A 21,047-nucleotide genomic window follows, 5' to 3' on the forward strand; every position below is an offset into this window, starting at 1 on the left:
GATCTTGCTTCCTGTAAGGAGGTTCTACCTCCTTTCACCTCGTGACTAGGTTCAACCTAGTCACGAGAAACAAAAAGTCATCCGGTAAGCAGATGCAGCCAAATGATACAGCAGCCCGATACGATCAAATAGCCCAATATAATTCGTTAATAACTAACTGTTAAACTGTAGAAGTTATGATAAGGCGCATTGATGCCCCAGCACTTTTAGAGTGCTAAACTCCTGATTATGAAACTCAGCCCAGACGATAAAGTATTAATTCAAGGTATCAACGAACCACTCGCTGCTGTCCATGCTGTTCGGATGAAAGCTTATGGTACTAATGTAGTGGCTGGAGTTAGCCCCGGAGATGGGGGACAGGCATTAGATGGAATTCCCATTTTTGACTTGGTAGAACAAGCTGTCTCACAAGTAGGTGCGATCGATACTACGATCATCTTTGTCCCGCCTTATCTAGCTTTAGATGCTGCACTCGAAGCGATCGCAGCTGATATTCATCAAATTATCATTATTACTCAGGGAGTTCCCCCCCTGGATATGGTTTGTCTGCTGCGAAAAGCGGAAGCGACAAATACCTTAGTTGTGGGGTCACATTCTTTGGGCATCATAGTCCCAGACAAAATATTATTGGGAACTTATCCCGTAGAATTTTACACTCATGGTACGGTGGGAATTATTAGCCGCAGTGGTACCCTAACTTCAGAAGTGGCATTAGAACTGACAAAAGCTGGATTAGGTCAATCAATTTGCGTCAGTATTGGTAGTGATAGTATTATCGGTTCTTCTTTATGGGAATGGTTAAAAATTTTGAATGAAGATAAAAATACAAAAGCGATCGCCCTAGTCAGTCAAATAGACGATGGCATTCAAGAAACAGCCGCCCAATACATTAAAGAAAAAATTGAAAAACCCGTAGTTGCCTACATCGCCGGACGTTTAGGCCCACCACGCAAACGCCAACTTCACGCCAGCGACTTAATAGTTTCCCTACCCATTTTAGGCACAGATCCAGAAAGTACCGAAAATATTATTGCTACCTTTAGACAAGCAAAAATCCCCATTGCCGATCGCCCATCCCAAGTCCCCGAATTAATCAAAAAATCACTCAAAATTAAGCCTTAAATCTTAGATCCCCGACTTCTTCGAGAAGTCGGGGATCTGGGTATTAGATCCCCGACTTCTTCGAGAAGTCGGGGATCTGGGTAGCTACATTGACTTTAGTAAAGCCTTAGTAGCCGATTCCCCTGCCAGTTTTAACTGTCGATTTAACTGCCGATTCAACAAAGCGAAAATTCCCAACTGAGAGACAAAAGCAGCGAAAAAGCTTTCCACTGACGCATCTTTCATAGCTGCCGCAGGAAAGGCTGTAAATAGCCAAAACAGAGGAGCTCGATCGGGGGAAAGTGATAAAACACCCAGAAAGATTGGCGGTAAAACTATTAAAGCGACAATTGTACCAGCCGCCCATTGCATCTGTCTTTTAACTGGCTTTAGCAACATTAATTGTAGAACAGTGCCATAAATTAATGTCAAAGTCATAGTAATTGCCAAAATAGCTAATATCGGCATTGAGTTAAGTTCACTAGGACTTAAAACAATCCAAACAGACAATATTACAAAACTCAGAACGAGATTAATTGCTATTGCCAAAATAGCCGGACTCTTTTCCGCCCAAAGCAAATCTTTGATTAAATCTCGACTCCAAAAACCCCAACGATTTGTGATTCTTTCCCGCCGATATCTTGCCCAATCTTGTAAAGCTTGTCGCTGTGGAGATAAAGCAGCAATTAAACTCAAGAATAGCACTTGGTTTAAGATTAGCACAGCATAGAAATTGTTTTCTAGTGAAGATGACCATCTACTCGTTTGTAGCGCAAAACCCAAAGTCATTACTTCAATACAAACTACCAGTAAATAACTTTGACCTTTGCTAAGAATTGTCTTACTTGGATTATGGAAACGACGCTGCAAACCTTGCCAAATCCAGTAACTCCACAAGGCATAATTAAACAGCAAAAAACTGATAGCTGTCACAGCATTGCTACCCAATGGTAAGTAAAACCATTGCCAACTATCTAAATTAAGATAGGAAAAAGAAAAGCTATTTTCTACCGGACTTGCATCTACCACATAAAGCAAAGCTCTATAAGGAGAGAATATAATTATCCAATCTGTGGGAGTGTTGGTTATTGGTATAGCGCAAGTTATGCAGAGAAACATTAAAACTAAACCGCTACCTAACCAAGGTTGAAATCCACTAAACCCCGAACTAAACAAGCCAAATAGCAAACTGGCACTGAAAAATAAAAAGCAACTGCCAACAATAGCCGCCCAATAAAACAGAATTCCCATGAAAGGAATGCCAGCGGAAATCCCCGCCCAAAAATGCAAAGGTAAAGCCAGAATAGCGAACAGATAAAGTAAAAAAGGAACACCGAGAATTTTACCTAATAAAATGTTTTTGCTAGTTTGCGGACTGAGGCGAATAAAATTCAGAGTTCCGGTTTTTTCTTCCTTAGCTAAGTCGTTAATTAGCATATACGTACCTGCAACTAACAGGATAAAAATGCCAATTACACTCAAGATTGTAAATATTTCCATCCACCAAAGTTGCCAGTTAATGACAAAATTTCCCCAACCATCTGGCAAACATTCTTGATAAACTCCTGTGCAATATCTGTTGAAAACTTTGCCGTCTGGACTCAGATAGCGATCGTCCGTAGGCAACCCTGCCATAGCCATCATTAATATTAAGAATTGCCCCAAAAGAGAGATGCTAGTGGCAATAATTAAATTGCGTGGTTTGCAGCGTCCTTTAATTTCCCGCCACATTTGAGGATTCACATCACCTATTCTGTCTAACCAATTTAATTTCATCATCTTTCCTCGAAATTTATATTTTGTCATTTGTCATTTGTCATTTGTCATTTGTCATTCGTCATTTGTAAGCGGTTATTGGGAGAAATTTTCCCATCAATAACCACAGGACTTACGCAAAACCTCTATCCGTAGGGTGCGTTAACGCCAGTGTAACGCACCATTTCTCCATATATAGTGCCAGTGCGTAAGTCCTAAACCATTGATTTTTTTACAGGTTTGTTGAGGGTAAAGCCCGTCGTTTCTGTAATAAAGCTTTAGTCGTAGATTCGCCAGCGAGTCGTAGTTTTTTGGTTAATTGTGCGGTCAATATTCCCACTACAGTTAGCTGTCCTAAAGCTGCTACAAAAATTCCGATCGCAGATGTTTGTTCCCAGTAAGTTGTTACGGGTGCTAATACGGAAAAGTACCAGAGAAATCCCAACTCTTTTTCGGGACTAATTTGGAATACTGCTAACACAATTAGGGGCAGAAAAATGGCGGCGCTTAAGGTACCCATTGCCCAAATTATATTGTTTTTAATCCGAACAAACAACAGTAATTGAGTGAGTACAGCATAGAGCATCATTAAAGTAAATGCGAAACCTAAACTGACTAAGGTAGCAGTTTTATACTCCCATTTTGCCCCGGAACTTAAACTCCAGAGGCTGATTAGTGCGATCGCAATTCCCAAATTAATTGCTATGGCTACTAATGCAGGGCTTTTTTCCCCAAAAATCAAATCTTTAATCAGTGATTTACCCTGATTTTGATGTCGGTAACGCGCCCAATCATGTAACACTTGACGATGGGGTGAAAGAATGGCAATTAAACCCAAAAACAGCAGGAAGTTCAAGCTACATAAAAAAATGAAGTTTTGGAAAAGCCAATCTTTATCAGAAAGATGTTCGTAGGTGTATCCTGGTACGGTAAATCCGATTAGGGAAACCTGAAAACAAGTTGTTAGTAAATAGCTTTGAGCTTTGCTGAGAATAGTTGTACTTGGATTACGAAAAGAGCGATTTAAACCTTGCCAAATCCAATAATTCCACAGGGCAAAATTCACCAAAGAAAACAAAAGTAAAATAGCCCAAGTTTCCCCAATTGGTAAGTTATACCATTGTAGTTTTCCTGAGTCTTTCAAATACTCGTAGTTATAGGTATAAAAAGAGGTTTTCCAAACATCAGGAATTAAATCAAATGGCGTGAATATTCTTAGCCAAGAAAGTGGCGTATTTAGGGGAGAATAGGTAAGCAAGCAATTCAACCAAAGGAAACATGAAACTATTCCACTACCTAACCAAGGTTGAAAACCTCCTAACCAATTACTCACTAAAGAATAGAGTAAGGCTGCACTATAAAATAAAATGCAGCAAGCAATAACAAGCAAGTCAAAACCTAAAATCTGAATAAAAGGGATTTGCGCTGATAAACCCTCCCACAAATGCAAGGGAACTGCCAACAATATGGCTAAATAAAGCAAAATGGGAACGCCCAGTATTTTGCCGATTAAAATGTTTTTATTGGATTGGGGACTGAGGCGAATAAAATTTAAAGTTCCCCGGCGTTCTTCCTGAGATAAATCACTGATTAGCAGATAAGTTCCGGCAATTAATAAGGAAAAGATGCCAATAAAACTCAAGCAAACAAATAAATCTCGATTCCAGGTTTCCCAGTTGATAATAAAGTTACCTAAACTATCTCGAAGACAGCGAAATTCTCGGTAAGAACGTTCGCCTGTACAGTAATTGTTGTAAATGGGGTAAGTGTTTTGATAAGGAAAAGGTTCGGCGGGGAGTTGGCTGAGGAAATATTGAAAAATAAAAAATTGGGTGAGCAGGGAAATAGCTACACTAATTACTAGATTCCGAGGTTTGAGGCGACCTTTAATTTCTCGCCACATTTGGGGATTTAAATCACCTATTTTGTCGATCGCATTACTTGCCATTTTTCATCCTCTGTATATTGATAGTTAGGATTTCACCAATGACGATTAAGATGCTTGTTTATGACCCATTTTTAAGAAGATTGTTTCTAAATCTTCTTGGGTACAATGGAATTCGTTTAAGGGAATGCCAGCTTTAACTAGCGATCGCAACAGCTTAGCACAATCTTCTGGATTCCCGCCAAAATCAACCCTTACCTGATTAGTTCCTGACAAAACTTCATATCCTTCAACTAAGGGATAATTTTTCAACTCCGACAGTAGCGGATCTAATTTTCCCAAAGTAGACATAATAATTTGCTGACGACTGAGACGGCGATAAAGTTCAGCTAAACTCGCACTTTCCACCAAATATCCCAACTCCATAATTCCCACAGAAGTACAAAGTTCTGCCAAATCACTCAGAACATGGGAAGAAATTAAAATTGTCATTCCCGCTTCTTGCAAAGTTTTGATGATTTCCCGAAACTGCATTCTGGCGATCGGATCTAACCCCGAAACAGGCTCATCTAACAACAGTAAAATCGGTTCATGAATAATAGTTCTCGCCAAACTTAAGCGCTGTTTCATCCCTCGCGACAAAGTGTTAATTTGACTATTGCGCTTATTAGTTAGCTGCACCAATTCCAAAACCTCAAATAACCTGCGACTGCGCCGAGGTTCTTGTAATCGATAAAGTCGGGCAAAATAATCTAAATAATCCCAGACCGTCAAATCATCATAAAGCGGAAAATCATCAGGAAGATATCCGAGTCGCTGCTTCAAAGTCGGATTACTTTGATCGCGCAACAACCTGTCACCGTTAATGTAAATTTCTCCAATACTCGGTTCTTCCGCCGCCGCCAACATTCGGATTAGGGTAGTTTTCCCTGCCCCATTTGGCCCAATTAAACCATAAACTTCCCCCGCCTTGATTTCTAAATCAACATCATTGACAGCAATGTGGCGATCGAATTGCTTAGTCAGTCCGCGAGTACAAATAGCCAGTTCTTTTGACATGATTGTTTGGGACAAAAAATTTTCCGTACCTTTCTCAGCTAAGGATGCCCACCTGAACCACAAATTTTGTCTCCAATTGGAGACAAAATTTGACCAGAAACCGACATCCCCAGCGAAGATCAATATATCCAGGTCAACTTCACCTATGCAGATAAAGCATCAGCCTTGCTCTACATTTTGCGATCGAGCCATTCCTGAAGGGGCAGGGGAGCAGGGGGCAGGGGGGCAGAGGGGCAGAGGGGCAGAGGGGCAGAGGGGCAGAGGGGCAGAGGGGCAGAGGGGCTCTCGGAGCAGGGGAGCTCTCGGAGCAGAAGATAAAAATTACCCTAGTCCCCTAGTCCCCTAGTCCCCTAGTCCCCTAGTCCCCTAGTCCCCTAGTCCCCTAGTCCCCTAGTCCCCTAGTCCCCTAGTCCCCTAGTCCCCTAGTCCCCTAGTCCCCTAGTCCCCTAGTCCCCTAGTCCCCTAGTCCCCTAGTCCCCTAGTCCCCTAGTCCCCTAGTCCCCTAGTCCCCTAGTCCCCTAGTCCCCTAGTCCCCTAGTCCCCTAGTCCCCTAGTCCCCTAGTCCCCTAGTCCCCTTGCCCAGTCCCCAATCCCCAGTCCCCCATCCCTTACTTATGAATGAGATTGCAACTTAGTATCGAAAAATTATTGCTCTGTCCTTTATATTTTGTTACAAAGGATGAAGATCCTCTGTAGACACAAATCTTTATGTTAGGTGGTCTGACTGGTTTTAATAATAATCCTGGCACTGATTGGGGCGAAAAAATGCTCAACACCGTTGCCAGCCAATCCATCCGCCACTTGTTCAGTAAGAGCGAGTCTGTGGAGGTATTTGTCCGTTGTTCGCCTTCTAACAAGTTGTTACAAGGCAGCATTGACAGCTTTAAAATGAATGGTCGGGGCTTAGTGATCCGCAGACAATTTCCGGTTGAGGAGATGTCTTTTGAGACGGATGCTGTTTCCATTGACTTCAGTTCCATTTTGAGCGGGAAAATTTCCCTGAAACAGCCAACCCAGGCGATCGCTCAAGTTACCCTCTCCGAAGCTGGCATCAACGACGCTTTCCAAGCCGAATTGGTTACAAAACGCCTGAAAAATCTCTCCTCCGACTCATTGAACGAATTATCCGGTGGTCAACCAGTTTCCTTCAGCGAAGTGCAGATAGAACTGGAAAATGGCAACCGGATTCGCCTATTTGCTAAAGCTGAACTTCCCAATCATGGCACCGTACCCATTGCAATGCTGATGACCTTAGCCGTAGAACGTCGTCGCCGCATTGCTTTTAAAGACCCTGTATTTCAAGCCGAAGCTATCCCCGAATCTCTCCGAGAAATTTCCCAATCTTTGGCAAATGCTTTGACAGATGTGTTAAATAACATGGTCGATCTCGATCGCTTCGACCTCGACGGCGTAACCATGAGAATTAACCGTTTAGAAACTCAAGGAAAAAAATTACTTTTCAGTGGTTATGCTCAAATTGAACACTTTCCTAAAACTGGCTGATTCTTAAAATTTAGCTTATCGGAAATTTAAAAGGCAAAAGGAGTAAACATCACTTCTTTTGCCTTTTGAATTTTGACTTTATAACCATAACCTCTGAATTGGATAAGCATCAAAAGCCACATCACAGCCAACTATAATTAAACTATGATTTATAGCCTGAGTAATCAACATTCGATCAAATGGATCGCTATGATGTAATGGCAGAGTGAGATAACCCTGCACATCCGCCAACGTAATTGGCAAAACTTCGACTTCCAGGAATTTCAAAACATCTACTAATTCATCAAATGAATTTTGAAGAACCAGCCTTCCCTTACCAACTTTGATTGCAATTTCCCAAAGGCTAGCAATACTAAAGTATAGATTATTATCTGAAACTCCAATAATATCTCTAGCCTGTCTACTTAACTGCAAACTACCTTCTATATACCAGATGAATGTATGAGTGTCTAAAAGTACATTCATGCTTACATATACTCCTCAAACTCTTCAAGCGGCGCATCAAAATCATCTGCCATCGAAATCTTACCTTTCCATATACCGAAACCGTCTCGTCGTTTTTTAGTTTGTTCTTTTTCCGAAGTTTGGGTATTGTCTTCTGGTGGGAAATCAGAGACCTTTTCATTACTTTGCTTAACATACTTACTACCTAAATACTCTACATAATGCAGAACTTCTATTTGTAGAGATTCAGGAAATTGATGCAGCATTTTCTCAATATTTTGCATAACCAATGTTTGTTTCATGATTATTTCTCCTGTTCAGTCTTTACTAAAAACATTATAGCTACACCTGCTTTAATATCAAATACATTTCCGCTTGTATCTCCACTACGAATATCACCACCTAAATCAACAATATAAACATAATTAAACTCTTGAGCTACAACTTTTCTAAATCCATCAAATGCTTTACCGTCAATAAACGATCGATTAGTAACAAATGCAATTAACCCCTTTTTTCCTAAGCGATCGACCGCCCACCGATAAAACCGCACATACATATCATAAACTGCGATTTTATTTTGTGCTTTCCCCCAATTGTATCGCAGTTATCAGGTAAATTTTTTAACAAAAATAACGGCAAAAATTCCTACCTGTAAATTTTAGAAAAACTTAACATTTTTGGTAAGAATTAATGCCGATCGCTAATCCAATCAACCAAATACCAGTATAAAATTAGCGACTAAAACAGAGCATTCGCCCCAATTTCCTTCTTAATAATATTCGATATAGCCCTCTTCAACACAATAAACTGGGCAAAAATATTCTCTGGGGTAAGGTTGACCTCTTTCTGGCTCAAAGCCGAAGTTACCAACAGCCCGAAACCTAGCCCGACAGCCATTTTCTACCCACACAAAACCATCTTCATAACCCCAATTACCCGCACAAATTGAGTTAGAATACTCTTTATCTAAAACCACACCTCGGCGAGTATCCAAAGAACAAGTTGCAGGTTGGTAATCAATACTTTGGCAAACAGTGGTAGTTTGAGCATGAGCAGGTTTAACTCCTACTAAGGTAGCAGCGATCGCGATCGTCGCAGCTGTACCCACAGCAGCTTGAGAACAAAACTTAATCATTAACTAACACTCCTTTATAAAAATCCGCCCAAGTCGAGAGTCATGTAATAGACTTAATTGGTGTTATTCCAATATTTCCTTGAACAACGAGTAATTTCAGGAAAAAGTCAACCGATTTTAGATTTCAGATTTTAGATTTTAAATTCACCGCACCCAAAACCCGTATGATTAATTCACATAAAAAATCCGAACTGCAAATATCACTTCACAGTTCGGATTTGGTAATAATTATTAGCTATTCAAAAAATGCTATCTACCGACACCAACATAATGGAAACCAGCAGCTTGTAGAGCTTTGCGATCGAGGAAATTCCGTCCATCAATAATGATTGGAGAGTGCATCTGTTTCGCCATTTTAGCGTAATCTAAAGTGAGGAACTGTGCCCAATCAGTAATTAAAACTAAAGCATCGCAACCATCAGCTAACCGTTCGGGATCGGTTTCTACAATTACACCAGTTAAACCGTGACGCAAACCAGTTTGAGAAACCAAAGGATCGTAAGCTTTAACTTTTGTTCCCAAGCGGTTTAATTGTTCGATGATATTCAGTGCAGGTGCATCGCGCATATCATCAGTATCAGGTTTGAAAGTTAAACCTAACAAACCAACAGTTTTACCTTTGAGGATTTTCAATTCCTGCTGTAATTTTTCTACAGCAATTAAACGCTGACGTTGGTTAACACTCACAGCAGCTTTTAACAAATGTGCTTCATAACCATAGTCATCAGCAGTATGAACCAAAGCGGAAACATCTTTCGGGAAGCAAGAACCACCCCAACCAATTCCCGCTTGCAGGAATTTGCCGCCTATGCGAGAATCTAAACCAATACCTCTGGCAACTTGGGTAACGTCAGCGCCAACGCGATCGCAAATATTTGCTACTTCATTAATAAAGCTGATTTTAGTTGCTAAGAAAGCATTCGCCGCATACTTAATCATTTCTGCTGAGTTGATATCCGTTTTCACCACTGGTACTGGTGGTAAAGATGGATCTTCAGCATACTTCCGCTGTGTAATGGGAGCATAAAGTGCTTCCATCATATTCAGCGCTTTTTCGCTATTGCTGCCTAATACAATGCGATCGGGATTAAATGTATCATAAACCGCCGAACCTTCCCGCAAAAATTCTGGGTTACTTACTACATCAAATTCAGCTGCAATCTTTTCTACTTCTTCATCGCTGACAACGCCACCAGCACCGACGAGCACTTTTTGCCGTTCTTTAATTCCATCCATGACAATCATCCGCACCCAGTCACCAGAACCAATAGGTACGGTAGATTTATTTACAATTACTTTGTAGCCATCATTAAGATTTGCGCCAATTCCTCTAGCTACTGCTTCTACATAACGAGTATCACTTTCACCCGTAGGTAGAGGCGGAGTACCAACAGCAATGAATAAAATTTCTCCATGATTAACACCAGCAGCTAAGTCAGATGAAAATTCTAATTTTCCTTCTTTAGCCGCAGACTGCATTAATTCAGACAGTCCAGGTTCAAAAATTGGTGACTGTCCTGACTTCATTAACTTAACTTTTTCTTCGTTGTTATCGATACAGATAACATCATGTCCAATATGTGCCAAACAAACGCCTGTGACTAAACCGACGTATCCAGTACCAATTACACAAACTCGCATATTAGGTAATCCTCAAAACAAATTTTACACAGTAAATCATCAGCCTTAGTCAAATTGTCCAGCCAACGTCAGGATTGTTGGCATGGCGATAAAGCTTATTTCGATATCAGGTGGGAATTGTCCTGTTCAGGACTTATTTATAGTACCCAGCCCACCCAATCCGATCGCTATCGTCGCAAATTTATTTACTAACAGCTGAGGCTGGAGAATTGGAGATGCGATCACGAAAATCTTCTATAGTTAGCTTCAAACCTTCTTGCAGAGGTATAGTAGGTTCCCATCCCAACCAAGTTTTAGCTTTAGTAATATCCGGTTGTCTTTGTCTGGGATCATCCTGTGGTAGAGGTTCGTACTTAATATCTGCATCCGGGTTAACCATTTGCTGAATTTTTTGTGCTAACTCTAAAATAGTATACTCGTCTGGATTTCCCAAGTTTACAGGGCCAGTATGCTCTCCATTCATCAACCGCATTAGTCCTTCTACTAAGTCAGAAACATAGCAGAAACTCCGGGTTTGCGAACCTGTACCGTAAACTGTTAAAGGAATTCCCCGCAAAGCTTGAACGACAAAGTTACTTACTACCCGACCATCATTTTCCAGCATTCTGGGGCCGTAAGTGTTGAAAATCCGCGCCACCCGAATTTCCACATCGTTTTCCCGATGATAGTCAAAAGCTAATGTTTCGGCAATTCGCTTTCCTTCGTCGTAACATGAGCGAATCCCGATCATATTTACATTCCCTCTATATTCTTCTACTTGGGGATGCACTTCTGGATCGCCGTATACTTCTGAGGTAGAAGCTAAGAGAAATCTGGCTTTCACCCGTTTGGCTAAACCCAACATATTGATTGTTCCCATCACATTTGTTTTTACCGTCTTGATGGGATTGAATTGATAATGTACGGGAGAAGCTGGACAAGCTAAGTGATATATTTGATCTACCTCTAACCGAATGGGTTCAGTAACATCGTGGCGAATCAGTTCAAAATATGGATGATCTAACCACTTAAGCAAATTGCGTTTATGTCCGGTATAAAAATTATCTAAGCACAATACTTCATGACCTTGTGCCATTAAGCGATCGATAAGATGGGAACCAATAAATCCGGCTCCACCTGTTACTAAAATTCTCATAGTTTCTCAGTAAGCGGTAGGTTATTTTAGGCAGTTAAGACCGCTGTTACAACTATAACTCCATCGATATCCATCAGTCTATAATTATCTTTAACCTGAAAGATAGTAGTAGAGCTTGGAATCGCTTTATATTTATGGATTCTCTAGTGTAACTGCTGTCTTTGTTCCATCAAAATTAACTGCTTTAGTAGAAAGATTAGCAGATTATTTAGCAAAAAGTTACGTTTATTCATCCAATTCATTAAATCTTTATCAGACAGTGAGATCGACTAACAACTTCTTCATACTTCTTGATAATTATTAGTTAATGATGATTTAGTGATAAAATTCTAAAGAATTAGAAATGAAAACAGATGACTTACTTAGTGAGCCTCTGCTTTCATTTTTATTGGCTAATTCCCACTTATTCTTTATCCAAGCGTAACACTGCCATAAAAGCTTCTTGGGGTACATCTACTGTACCGATTGCTTTCATGCGTTTTTTACCCTTAGCTTGTTTTTGCAGCAACTTCTTCTTCCGGGAGATATCACCACCATAACATTTAGCCAACACATCTTTTCGCAATGCGGGAATATGTTCGCTAGCAATTACTTTACTACCAATTGCTGCTTGCAAAGGAATTTTAAACTGGTGACGGGGAATCAATTCTTTTAACTTTTCCACCAAAGCTCGACCGACATAATAAGCTTTATCTCGGTGAACAATCATCGCCAAAGAATCTACTGGATCGCCATTGATCAAAATATCTAAACGTACCAAGGTATTCTCGCGATAACCAATCAAATGATACTCCATGCTGGCATAGCCGCGCGATCGAGATTTCATTTGATCGAAAAAGTCAGTTACCACCTCCGCTAAAGGCAATTCATAACTTAAAGTTGTCCGTCCTAAAGTCAAGTATTTCATATCTTTGAAAACACCGCGTCGGCTTTGACCTAATTCCATCAAAGTTCCGACATACTCCTCCGGCGTAATCATATCTACTTGCACGTAAGGTTCTTCAATTTTCTCTCGATATTGCGGGTCTGGTAAAGTGCTAGGATTATCGATTAATAACTCTTCTCCTTTGTTAGTTGTGACTCTATAAACCACTGAAGGAGCGGTAATAATCAAATCTAGATTGTATTCTCTTTCCAGCCTTTCTTGGACAATTTCCATGTGTAATAAACCCAAGAAACCGCAACGGAAACCAAATCCCATAGCGCTAGAAGTTTCCGGTTCATAAGACAAAGCGGCATCATTTAACTTCAGCTTTTCTAAGGCATCTCGCAAGTCAGGAAATTGATCGGCATCGGTGGGAAACATTCCACAAAATACCATTGGTTTAGCTTGAGTATAACCGGGTAATGGTGCAGTTGCCGCTGCATTTGCTAAAGTAATTGTGTCACCGACACGGGCATCTTCTACCGCTTTAATTGCAGCTGCTAAATAGCCTACTTCTCCCGCATGGAGATCGTCAACGCGAATTTGGTTAGGAGAAAGTACGCCTAATTCGTCAAGTTCATATTCTTTACCACTTGCCATTAAGCGAATGCGATCGCCATTTTTCAATTTCCCATCCATCACCCGGAAATAAACAATTACTCCCCGATAACTGTCATAGTAACTATCAAAAATTAACGCTCGTAAGCGTTCGTTAACAGTATCTTGAGGTGGGGGTACTAAATGGACGATCGACTCTAAAATTTCCTCAATTCCCAACCCTTCTTTTGCCGAAGCTAAAATCGCACCACTACAATCTAAACCAATTACCTCTTCAATTTCTTTTTTTACCCGTTCCGGTTCCGCTCCCGGCAAATCAATTTTATTCAAAACCGGAATAATTTCCAAATTACTTTCTAGCGCCAAATAAACATTAGCCAAGGTTTGTGCTTCTACACCTTGAGAAGCATCCACCACCAACAGAGCACCCTCACAAGCAGCGAGACTCCGCGACACTTCATAAGAAAAGTCTACGTGACCGGGAGTATCAATTAAATTGAGAACGTAATCTTGCCCGTCTTTTGCTTTATAATTCATCCGGGCAGCTTGCAGCTTGATAGTAATGCCTCGTTCTCTTTCCAGTTCCATATTATCGAGGAACTGTTCCTTCATATCTCGCGCAGCTACCGTTCCGGTAGCCTGTAAGAGACGGTCAACCAAGGTTGACTTACCGTGGTCAATGTGGGCAATAATACAAAAATTCCGAATTCGAGAAACGGGCACGTCAGTCATAAACTTTGCTCAAAGATGGGGCGCAGAACTTCAATCAAAAAATCGATATCTTGCTTAAGATATTTTAATGTTTAACTTGCTCAGGGTGACACAAATCAGTATCCCAAGTTGTTAAAACGCTATAATAAAGGGGTTCAGCTTGAGGATAACTCAAAGTTTACTTAATTCTAAGCAGTAAGATTGTTAAAAATATTGATAACTACTGCATGACATAGTGTAAACTGACCGCTTTGATATAGTGGCGAGTCAGTCTAAACTGATGATAGCCTGTTTAAGGCTTGTACTATAGTTCAGTATATACAGTTGCAAATGAAAGAACCAGTTCTTGATTCCCGGCGTAATGATGAAAAGGTGGAAATATCGATCCACCTAGATTCAGACTTGTTGAGTCAGTTAAAGCATTTAACCAACGATCCAAGCAAAGTGATTGAAGCAGCGATTCGGCAATGGTTGAAAGGAGGAGTTAACCAAAGAGATGACGAATTGACTCGCACCATTAACAGAACACCAGTACCGCCGCGAGGGGAGTGGAATGATTAATACACAATGTCGGCAAAGGAAAAAAATTTGGCTTTCTGACGTGAAAGATATAAACTCGAATTAGTGATGGTAAAATAACTATCACTAATTCGCTAAAGCGATACGCACTACGCGAACGCTAGCAAGCGATACGGCTACGCCACGCTAAAGCGAACGAACAGGGTGCTATTGACGAGATGACCTGAGTTGAAATTTACAAAAATTGTGACCGACTCCAATGAGCGTGCCTATTGATCTACAGAATTGGCAAAAAGGGTCTTACGGTAAATCAGATTCTGCTTGGACAAACCATGCGATCGGTTTACAGGGATTGGGATCAGAGTTAGTATACGTTCAAGAAGCTACAGGCCAATACCTTTCCTTTTATTGGCAACAAGCAGAACGATATGAAGTAAATCCAGAAGCGATCGTCAATAGCTGCCTAAATGAAAAATTTGGCCCAGTAGCAGCTGCGCCTTACCTAGAAAGAATTCAACAAATCCTGGAACATCAGCTACCAGAACGTTTCTGTTGTGAATTTCTCTACCAAGAGCAGAAATTTTTGTTTGATTTAATAATCAGTCCCATATTAGTAGCGGATGGCTCTGCCAGTAGAGTATTAGTTATGGGTAGGCAACTGGAAGAAGAAACTGCCTGTGCCTCACAGACAACGCCTACTACAAGCAAAGCATCAGCATTACACTGGGGGCAACACTACAAAAAACTGATTAGAAAAATCTCCCGCAACATTCGCCGCACCCTAGATTTAGATACTATTTGGCAAAGGACAGTAGATGATTTAGGCAAAGGATTAGATGTAAGTCGCTGTGTAATTTGCGCCTACAAAAGCGATGTTATGGAAGCTTCAGTAAAGGCAGAATATCGCGCAGAATCAGTCAGTTCCTTACTGGGGCAAAAAATTAAAATTTCGGAATCAGATTATCTTACCAAGGCGATAGAGTCCCTAGAACCAAGAATAGAACAAGACTCTAATAGCCCAGAACAGCCACAATCCAAGCTAGCAGTCGCGACTTTTTACCAAGATAAACCGAACGGTTTGATTATCCTTTACGACTGCACAGAAAATCGTCACTGGACGATCGACGAAGTAGAACTAATGCGGGAGTTGGCGGATTTGGTGGGGAGTGCGATCGCTCATGCTACCCTATACCATGAACTAGAACAAGCCCGTCAACAAGCCGAAGAAGCCTCCCGGTTAAAAAGCGAATTTTTAGCCAACACCTCCCACGAACTGCGGACACCCCTAAACGGGATGTTAGGTTTCCTGAAATTAATTTTAGAAGGCATGACCGATGATCCAGAAGAACAAATGGAGTTCATCCAAGAAGCCTATCGTTCAGCCTTACACCTACTGAGCATCATTAACGACATTTTAGACATTGCCAAAATTGAAGCAGGCAAAATGGAATTAGAGTTAGGGCCAGTAGGCTTGGAAGACTTATTTGAAGATGTCGAAGACTTTACCAAAACACAGGCACAACAGAAAAACCTCAGCTTCCGCATTCAAAAACCAGCCACCAGAGACAAAATTATCCTCAATGGTAACTACCAAAGATTATTACAAGTATTGTTGAACTTGGTAGGGAATGCGATTAAATTTACCCACGAAGGCGGAGTGATGATTAGCGCCGAAGTGCAACGCAAAAAACCCACCAACAACCAAGAAGTTCCGGGAATGGCGATCGTCCGTGTGGTAGACACTGGAATTGGCGTATCCTTAGAAAAACAAGGTAGACTCTTCCAATCCTTCAGCCAAGTCAACGGCGGACATAATAGACAATACGGTGGAACTGGACTAGGACTTTACATCTCCCAAAAACTCATCGAAGCCATGAAAGGCGAAGTCGAATTTTACAGCATGGGCGAAGGACTCGGCTCAACTGTAACTTTCACAGTGCCATTGTATCAAGACCCAGTACTTACTTCTAATCAGTAGGGACTGGGGACTGGGGACTGGGGGGAATCCCAAATCTATATCAACAACTCTCCCCACCTCCCCACCTCCCCACCTCCCCAATCCCGAATACGCTTTAAACTAAGAAAGAGTACAGATCTTCCAAGGAGAGTTCCGTGACTGAGAAGAGTGCTAAGGAGCTATTTCGTAGTGCTTACGAAAACCGTTACACTTGGGACAATGAATTTCCTGGCTTCAGTGCTGATATTGAACTTAAGCAGGGAGATGAAGTTTACACTGGGCAAGTGCGCGTTAAGCGTGACATGAGTGTAGAAGTTAGCGGTATAGAAGACGAACAAGTAAAGGAAAGCATCTATACTCAGATGCGGGACGTGATTACTCACCGCAAACGTGGCAACTTTGAACAAGCGCATGGGAAAAACGAGTTTAGCTTAGGCGAAACTGACACTACAGGCGCAATGGAAATTTTGGTCAAAGGCGACGCGATGGGCTCGAATTATAAGATTCGGGGCACAGAAATTTGCCAAGTTAGTCGCGTTATGGGTAGAGTTGCCTTTACCATTGATACCCATGAAAGTGTGAATACTGGGGAAGGTTACATTGCCTCTCGCTATGATGCCATTTTCCGCAATCCTCAAACAGGCGAAGTTACCAATGAGTTGGAATTTGAGGACAGCTATGAAAAAATTGGCAATTACTACATCATGACTCATCAGGTAGTGCGTTCCAATGAACAAGGACAGCAGACAACTACCGAGTTCAAATATTCCAATGTTAAGTTATTGGAACCAGCTGTAGTTTAAAGGGGATTAGGGACTAGGGACTAGGGACTGGGGACTGGGAGATAAGGAGACAAGGGGAAATTATTTAAGTCAAAACTTTCTCTTTAACTCAAAACTCTCTCACTCAAAACTCAAAACTTCACCCAGTCCCCAGTCCCCACTCCCCAAAAAGTCTGTTAAGGTTTTTATCAAGAAAAGATCTAGGATGAAAATATCCACAAAAGCACGTACTAACCTGCTATAGCAAAAGAGGTCTTAACCAATGGAAACAATGGAACTAACATTAGATAACGTTGAAACCGTTTTAGATGAATTACGCCCTTACTTAATGGCTGATGGCGGTAACGTAGAAGTAGTTGAACTGGATGGCCCTGTTGTAAAATTGCGGCTACAAGGTGCTTGTGGTTCTTGCCCTAGTTCGACTATGACTCTGAGAATGGGAATTGAACGGAAACTGCGGGAAATGATCCCTGAAATTGCAGAAGTCGAACAAGTTCTCTAAAGGCAATTTGATAATCATACCCTGGCAACTCTAGAAGTAAAAGGCAATCATTTAAGTCTTTGCATCGATGATTGCCTTTTTATTTTAAGTACTGTTGATTAAGTACCGTTGAAAGCGTAACTAAAGCTTATGCCCCATCCTTTATATGTTGCCTTCATTTGGCACCAACACCAACCTTTGTACAAGAGTAGGGTTAAGGGAGAGTTTCTGGAATCAGAAGATCCGACTTTTTCTGCTTCTGTTTCTTTAGCTTCTGAGTACCGTTTACCTTGGGTGCGTTTGCACGGTACTAAAGATTATTTGGATTTAGTGTTGTTGTTGGAACGTTATCCGAAGCTGCGCCAAACGGTTAATTTGGTTCCTTCTTTGATTCTGCAATTAGAAGATTATATTGCGGGAAGTGCGATCGATCCCTACCTAGCTGTAGCTTTGTCGCCAGTAGAAAGTCTGACGGAACAACAGCGATTATTTATTATTGAGCATTTCTTTGATGCCAATCACCACACTTTAATCGATCCTAATCCTCGTTATAGCGAACTTTACGAGCAACGTCAGGATAAAGGACGGGCGTGGTGTAAGGAAAATTGGCAAGCGCAAGATTACAGCGATCTTTTAGCTTGGCATAATTTAGCTTGGTTCGATCCTTTGTTTTGGGACGATGCAGAAATTGCTCATTGGTTGGAAAAGGGTCGGAATTTTAGTTTAGCCGATCGCCAAAACATTTACGCCAAACAACAAGAAATTATGAGTCGCATCATTCCGCAACACCGGAAGATGCAGGAAACTGGGCAATTAGAAGTAATTACTTCGCCTTATACTCATCCAATTTTGCCATTGTTAGCGGATAGTGATGTAGGTAGAGTTGCGGTTCCTAACATGAATTTGCCGCAAAATCGCTTTCAATGGTCAGAAGATATTCCTCGACATTTGCGAAAAGCTTGGGATATTTATGAGGAATGTTTCGGTTGCGAACCTCGCGGTTTGTGGCCTTCAGAACAGGCGGTTAGTCCGCAAATTTTGCCTTATATTGCTAAACAGGGCTTTAAGTGGATTTGTTCGGATGAGGCGGTTTTAGGTTGGTCGATCGATCATTTCTTCCACAGAGATGGATCGGGAAATGTTAGCGAACCTGAGTTACTTTATCAACCTTATCGATTAGAAACTCCTGCGGGAGATTTGTCAATTGTTTTCCGCGATCACCGTTTGTCGGATTTAATTGGTTTTACTTACGGGGCGATGGAAGCGAAGAAAGCGGCAGCTGATTTAGTGGGGCATTTAGAAGCGATCGCCCGCATCCTAAAACATCGCCAACCTGATGATACTACAACTTTAGAAAATCCTTGGTTGGTTACAATTGCCCTCGATGGTGAAAACTGTTGGGAACATTATGATTTAGATGGTAAACCCTTCTTAGAAGCGTTGTATCAAACCCTCAGCGATCATCGAGAAATTGAGTTAGTTACTGTTTCAGAGTACTTGGAAAAATTCCCCGCTACCGCCACTATTCCCGCCCAAAAATTACATACAGGTTCTTGGGTTGATGGTAATTTAACTACTTGGGTAGGAGATCCAATAAAAAATAAGGCTTGGGATTTATTAACTGATGCGAGAAAGTTTTTAGCATCTCATCCCGAAGCAACACCGGAAACTAACCCGGAAGCTTGGGAAGCTTTGTATGCTGCTGAAGGTTCGGATTGGTTTTGGTGGTTTGGTGAAGGGCATTCTTCTAACCAAGATGCTATTTTTGATCGTTTATTTCGGGAACATTTGTCGGCAATTTATCAGGCTTTAAATGCGCCTGTTCCTGATAATTTGCTCAAACCTTTAGAAATTCACGAAGCGAGAGGAGATCATCGCCCGGAAAGTTTTATTCACCCGGTAATTGATGGCGTTGGTGATGAACAAGATTGGGATAAAGCGGGGAGAATTGAAATCGGTGGGGCGCGGGGAACAATGCACCAAAGCACGACCGTACAAAGGCTTTGGTATGGTGTGGATCACTTGAATTTATATTTACGGTTGGATTTTAAAACGGGAATTTTGCCTGGAAAAGGTTGCCCGCCAGAGTTGAATTTGTTGTGGTTTTATCCCGATCGCGAAATGTCCAACAGCCCCATTCCCTTGCGAGATTTACCCAATGAAGCACCATTAAATTACCTGTTTCATCACCATTTAGGGGTGAATTTGCTCACCATGAGTACGCACTTTCAAGAAGCAGGAGAACATTATAAATGGCATCCCCGCTTTAGTCGGGCGCAAGTGGCATTCGAGCAATGTTTAGAAATAGCAGTACCTTGGGCAGATTTGCAAATTGAACCGGATTATCCTTTGCGGTTGACGATCGTTTTGTCCGATAATGAACGTTATTGCAGTTATCTGCCGGAAAATGCTTTGATTGCGATCGAAGTACCATAATTTGGGTAGTGGGTAGTGGGTAGTGGGTAGTAGGAAGGGAAAAGGTTAAAAATTCGTACTTGTTCCTGAAACTACCAATTACCAACTACCCACTACCAACTACCAACTACCAAAAGACAAATGACAACAATCTGGGAGTTAGATTTTTATTCTCGTCCAATTGTGGATGAAAACAAGAAAAAGATTTGGGAAGTTTTGATTTGTGAAAGTTCCTTAAATGTCAACGGTTCTGGGGAGGAAATATTTCGCTATTCCCAGTATTGTTCTAATCAAGAAGTGAATTCGGTTTGGTTAGGAAATGCAATTAAAGAAGCAATGGCAAAATCTGGGCAAACTCCCCAAAAAATTCGCTTCTTCCGCACTCAAATGAATAACATGATTACCAAAGCTTGCAAAGATTTGGGGATGGCATCTGCGGCGAGTCGTCGGACTTTTAACCTGAATCAATGGTTAGCAAAAAGAATGGAAGAAGTTTACCCAAATCATCCCGGATACACGCCTGCTGGTGCTAATCCTTCGGTGTTAATGCCAAATCCTACACCGCAAACTTTGCCCGAAGCTTTGTTAGCAGAAAAATGGGCTTTTGTGAGTTTAGAAGCAGCTGCTTTTGCAGAAATGCCGGAATGGGAAATTGGATTTCAGGAAGCTTTTCCTTTAAAGAATTTTGGCGTAAATCCTGATACCAGTATTCCAGGGATGATCTTTTTTTCATCACGGGCTTTACCTTTAGCTGCTTGGATTTCTGGTTTAGAATTGGCTAGTATGAAATTTGAATCACCTCCCTTAGCAAATCTGCTGTTAGAAACAGGGGTAAATGATAGCTGGATTCTTGCTAATATTAAGGATTCTCGAACGATCGCAGAAGCCCAAGGCTTTGAAGATGCAAAACAAAAAGCCAACGGCGTGCATTTTTTAGCTGTTCAGAGTGATCCCCAAGCCGAATCCTTTGCAGGTTTTTGGTTATTGCAAGATGTGAGTCCAATTTAAAGTAATTTAGAGTTTAGGTTTTAATTTCAA

Annotated in this window: 18 protein-coding genes; 8 read left to right on the forward strand and 10 right to left on the reverse strand. The window is 41.3% G+C overall.

Features of this window, described 5'->3' with window-relative positions; genetic code table 11:
- Positions 1-228 precede the first annotated feature (228 nt).
- Complete coding sequence (locus tag ACE1CI_RS03195; RefSeq protein ID WP_413267685.1) at positions 229-1,122, forward strand: succinate--CoA ligase subunit alpha; 894 nt, start codon at positions 229-231, stop codon at positions 1,120-1,122.
- 84 nt (positions 1,123-1,206) lie between these two features.
- Here ACE1CI_RS03195 and ACE1CI_RS03200 read toward each other — a convergent pair whose 3' ends face one another.
- From ACE1CI_RS03200 to ACE1CI_RS03210, 3 genes are all read right to left on the reverse strand, one after another.
- The gene (locus ACE1CI_RS03200; RefSeq protein ID WP_413267684.1) at positions 1,207-2,907 is read right to left on the reverse strand and encodes an ABC transporter permease; all 1,701 of its coding nucleotides are present in this window, start codon (positions 2,905-2,907) and stop codon (positions 1,207-1,209) included.
- A 181-nt stretch (positions 2,908-3,088) separates the two neighbouring features.
- Complete coding sequence (locus tag ACE1CI_RS03205) at positions 3,089-4,804, reverse strand: hypothetical protein (protein ID WP_413267683.1); 1,716 nt, start codon at positions 4,802-4,804, stop codon at positions 3,089-3,091.
- Between the two features lie 45 nt (positions 4,805-4,849).
- A complete protein-coding gene (locus tag ACE1CI_RS03210) occupies positions 4,850-5,800 on the reverse strand; it encodes an ABC transporter ATP-binding protein (RefSeq protein ID WP_413267682.1) in 951 nt (316 codons plus the stop codon).
- 708 nt (positions 5,801-6,508) lie between these two features.
- Between ACE1CI_RS03210 and ACE1CI_RS03215 the strand changes: the two genes are divergently transcribed.
- Complete coding sequence (locus ACE1CI_RS03215) at positions 6,509-7,303, forward strand: LmeA family phospholipid-binding protein (RefSeq protein ID WP_413268029.1); 795 nt, start codon at positions 6,509-6,511, stop codon at positions 7,301-7,303.
- A gap of 78 nt (positions 7,304-7,381) precedes the next feature.
- Here ACE1CI_RS03215 and ACE1CI_RS03220 read toward each other — a convergent pair whose 3' ends face one another.
- The 7 genes from ACE1CI_RS03220 to lepA form a co-directional block, all read right to left on the reverse strand.
- Complete coding sequence (locus tag ACE1CI_RS03220) at positions 7,382-7,768, reverse strand: type II toxin-antitoxin system VapC family toxin (RefSeq protein ID WP_413268030.1); 387 nt, start codon at positions 7,766-7,768, stop codon at positions 7,382-7,384.
- Positions 7,769-7,770: 2 nt separating this feature from the next.
- A complete protein-coding gene (gene vapB / locus ACE1CI_RS03225) occupies positions 7,771-8,049 on the reverse strand; it encodes a type II toxin-antitoxin system VapB family antitoxin (RefSeq protein WP_413268031.1) in 279 nt (92 codons plus the stop codon).
- Between the two features lie 2 nt (positions 8,050-8,051).
- Positions 8,052-8,354 (reverse strand): Eco57I restriction-modification methylase domain-containing protein, encoded by a 303-nt coding sequence (locus ACE1CI_RS03230; RefSeq protein ID WP_413268054.1) that lies wholly within the window; start codon positions 8,352-8,354, stop codon positions 8,052-8,054.
- Positions 8,355-8,519: 165 nt separating this feature from the next.
- Entirely contained in the window at positions 8,520-8,885 is a 366-nt protein-coding gene (locus ACE1CI_RS03235) for a DUF3011 domain-containing protein (RefSeq protein WP_413268032.1), read from the reverse strand.
- Positions 8,886-9,134: 249 nt separating this feature from the next.
- A complete protein-coding gene (locus ACE1CI_RS03240) occupies positions 9,135-10,526 on the reverse strand; it encodes a UDP-glucose dehydrogenase family protein (RefSeq protein WP_413268033.1) in 1,392 nt (463 codons plus the stop codon).
- Positions 10,527-10,707: 181 nt separating this feature from the next.
- Positions 10,708-11,661: a UDP-glucuronic acid decarboxylase family protein gene (locus ACE1CI_RS03245; protein ID WP_413268034.1), complete on the reverse strand. Its 954-nt coding sequence runs from the start codon at positions 11,659-11,661 to the stop codon at positions 10,708-10,710.
- 403 nt (positions 11,662-12,064) lie between these two features.
- Complete coding sequence (gene lepA, locus ACE1CI_RS03250) at positions 12,065-13,876, reverse strand: translation elongation factor 4 (RefSeq protein WP_496615214.1); 1,812 nt, start codon at positions 13,874-13,876, stop codon at positions 12,065-12,067.
- A gap of 309 nt (positions 13,877-14,185) precedes the next feature.
- Here lepA and ACE1CI_RS03255 point away from each other — a divergent pair, with 309 nt between their 5' ends.
- From ACE1CI_RS03255 to ACE1CI_RS03280, 6 genes are all read left to right on the forward strand, one after another.
- On the forward strand, positions 14,186-14,416 hold the full coding sequence (locus ACE1CI_RS03255; protein WP_413268036.1) for a hypothetical protein: 231 nt from the start codon (positions 14,186-14,188) through the stop codon (positions 14,414-14,416).
- 217 nt (positions 14,417-14,633) lie between these two features.
- Positions 14,634-16,352 carry a GAF domain-containing sensor histidine kinase gene (locus ACE1CI_RS03260; protein WP_413268037.1) on the forward strand — a complete coding sequence of 573 codons (1,719 nt, stop codon included), beginning with the start codon at positions 14,634-14,636 and terminating at the stop codon, positions 16,350-16,352.
- A gap of 134 nt (positions 16,353-16,486) precedes the next feature.
- Entirely contained in the window at positions 16,487-17,134 is a 648-nt protein-coding gene (locus tag ACE1CI_RS03265; protein WP_413268038.1) for a DUF3386 domain-containing protein, read from the forward strand.
- 250 nt (positions 17,135-17,384) lie between these two features.
- The gene (locus ACE1CI_RS03270; RefSeq protein WP_413268055.1) at positions 17,385-17,615 is read left to right on the forward strand and encodes a NifU family protein; all 231 of its coding nucleotides are present in this window, start codon (positions 17,385-17,387) and stop codon (positions 17,613-17,615) included.
- 129 nt (positions 17,616-17,744) lie between these two features.
- Positions 17,745-20,030 carry a glycoside hydrolase gene (locus ACE1CI_RS03275; protein ID WP_413268039.1) on the forward strand — a complete coding sequence of 762 codons (2,286 nt, stop codon included), beginning with the start codon at positions 17,745-17,747 and terminating at the stop codon, positions 20,028-20,030.
- A gap of 120 nt (positions 20,031-20,150) precedes the next feature.
- The gene (locus ACE1CI_RS03280) at positions 20,151-21,017 is read left to right on the forward strand and encodes a Tab2/Atab2 family RNA-binding protein (protein WP_413268040.1); all 867 of its coding nucleotides are present in this window, start codon (positions 20,151-20,153) and stop codon (positions 21,015-21,017) included.
- Positions 21,018-21,047 lie beyond the last annotated feature (30 nt).

Origin of the sequence: Floridaenema flaviceps BLCC-F50 (assembly GCF_041929275.2) — a bacterium.
GTDB classification, from domain to species: Bacteria; Cyanobacteriota; Cyanobacteriia; order Cyanobacteriales; family Aerosakkonemataceae; genus Floridanema; species Floridanema flaviceps.

Excerpts from the sequence above, each read along its gene's own strand:
- ACE1CI_RS03195 (WP_413267685.1), top strand. The coding sequence starts at position 229 with ATGAAACTCAGCCCAGACGATAAAGTATTAATTCAAGGTATCAACGAA.
- ACE1CI_RS03200 (WP_413267684.1), bottom strand. The coding sequence starts at position 2,907 with ATGACAAAATATAAATTTCGAGGAAAGATGATGAAATTAAATTGGTTA.
- ACE1CI_RS03205 (WP_413267683.1), bottom strand. The coding sequence starts at position 4,804 with ATGGCAAGTAATGCGATCGACAAAATAGGTGATTTAAATCCCCAAATG.
- ACE1CI_RS03210 (WP_413267682.1), bottom strand. The coding sequence starts at position 5,800 with ATGTCAAAAGAACTGGCTATTTGTACTCGCGGACTGACTAAGCAATTC.
- ACE1CI_RS03215 (WP_413268029.1), top strand. The coding sequence starts at position 6,509 with ATGTTAGGTGGTCTGACTGGTTTTAATAATAATCCTGGCACTGATTGG.
- ACE1CI_RS03220 (WP_413268030.1), bottom strand. The coding sequence starts at position 7,768 with ATGAATGTACTTTTAGACACTCATACATTCATCTGGTATATAGAAGGT.
- vapB (WP_413268031.1), bottom strand. The coding sequence starts at position 8,049 with ATGAAACAAACATTGGTTATGCAAAATATTGAGAAAATGCTGCATCAA.
- ACE1CI_RS03235 (WP_413268032.1), bottom strand. The coding sequence starts at position 8,885 with ATGATTAAGTTTTGTTCTCAAGCTGCTGTGGGTACAGCTGCGACGATC.
- ACE1CI_RS03240 (WP_413268033.1), bottom strand. The coding sequence starts at position 10,526 with ATGCGAGTTTGTGTAATTGGTACTGGATACGTCGGTTTAGTCACAGGC.
- ACE1CI_RS03245 (WP_413268034.1), bottom strand. The coding sequence starts at position 11,661 with ATGAGAATTTTAGTAACAGGTGGAGCCGGATTTATTGGTTCCCATCTT.
- lepA (WP_496615214.1), bottom strand. The coding sequence starts at position 13,876 with ATGACTGACGTGCCCGTTTCTCGAATTCGGAATTTTTGTATTATTGCC.
- ACE1CI_RS03255 (WP_413268036.1), top strand. The coding sequence starts at position 14,186 with ATGAAAGAACCAGTTCTTGATTCCCGGCGTAATGATGAAAAGGTGGAA.
- ACE1CI_RS03260 (WP_413268037.1), top strand. The coding sequence starts at position 14,634 with ATGAGCGTGCCTATTGATCTACAGAATTGGCAAAAAGGGTCTTACGGT.
- ACE1CI_RS03270 (WP_413268055.1), top strand. The coding sequence starts at position 17,385 with ATGGAACTAACATTAGATAACGTTGAAACCGTTTTAGATGAATTACGC.
- ACE1CI_RS03275 (WP_413268039.1), top strand. The coding sequence starts at position 17,745 with ATGCCCCATCCTTTATATGTTGCCTTCATTTGGCACCAACACCAACCT.
- ACE1CI_RS03280 (WP_413268040.1), top strand. The coding sequence starts at position 20,151 with ATGACAACAATCTGGGAGTTAGATTTTTATTCTCGTCCAATTGTGGAT.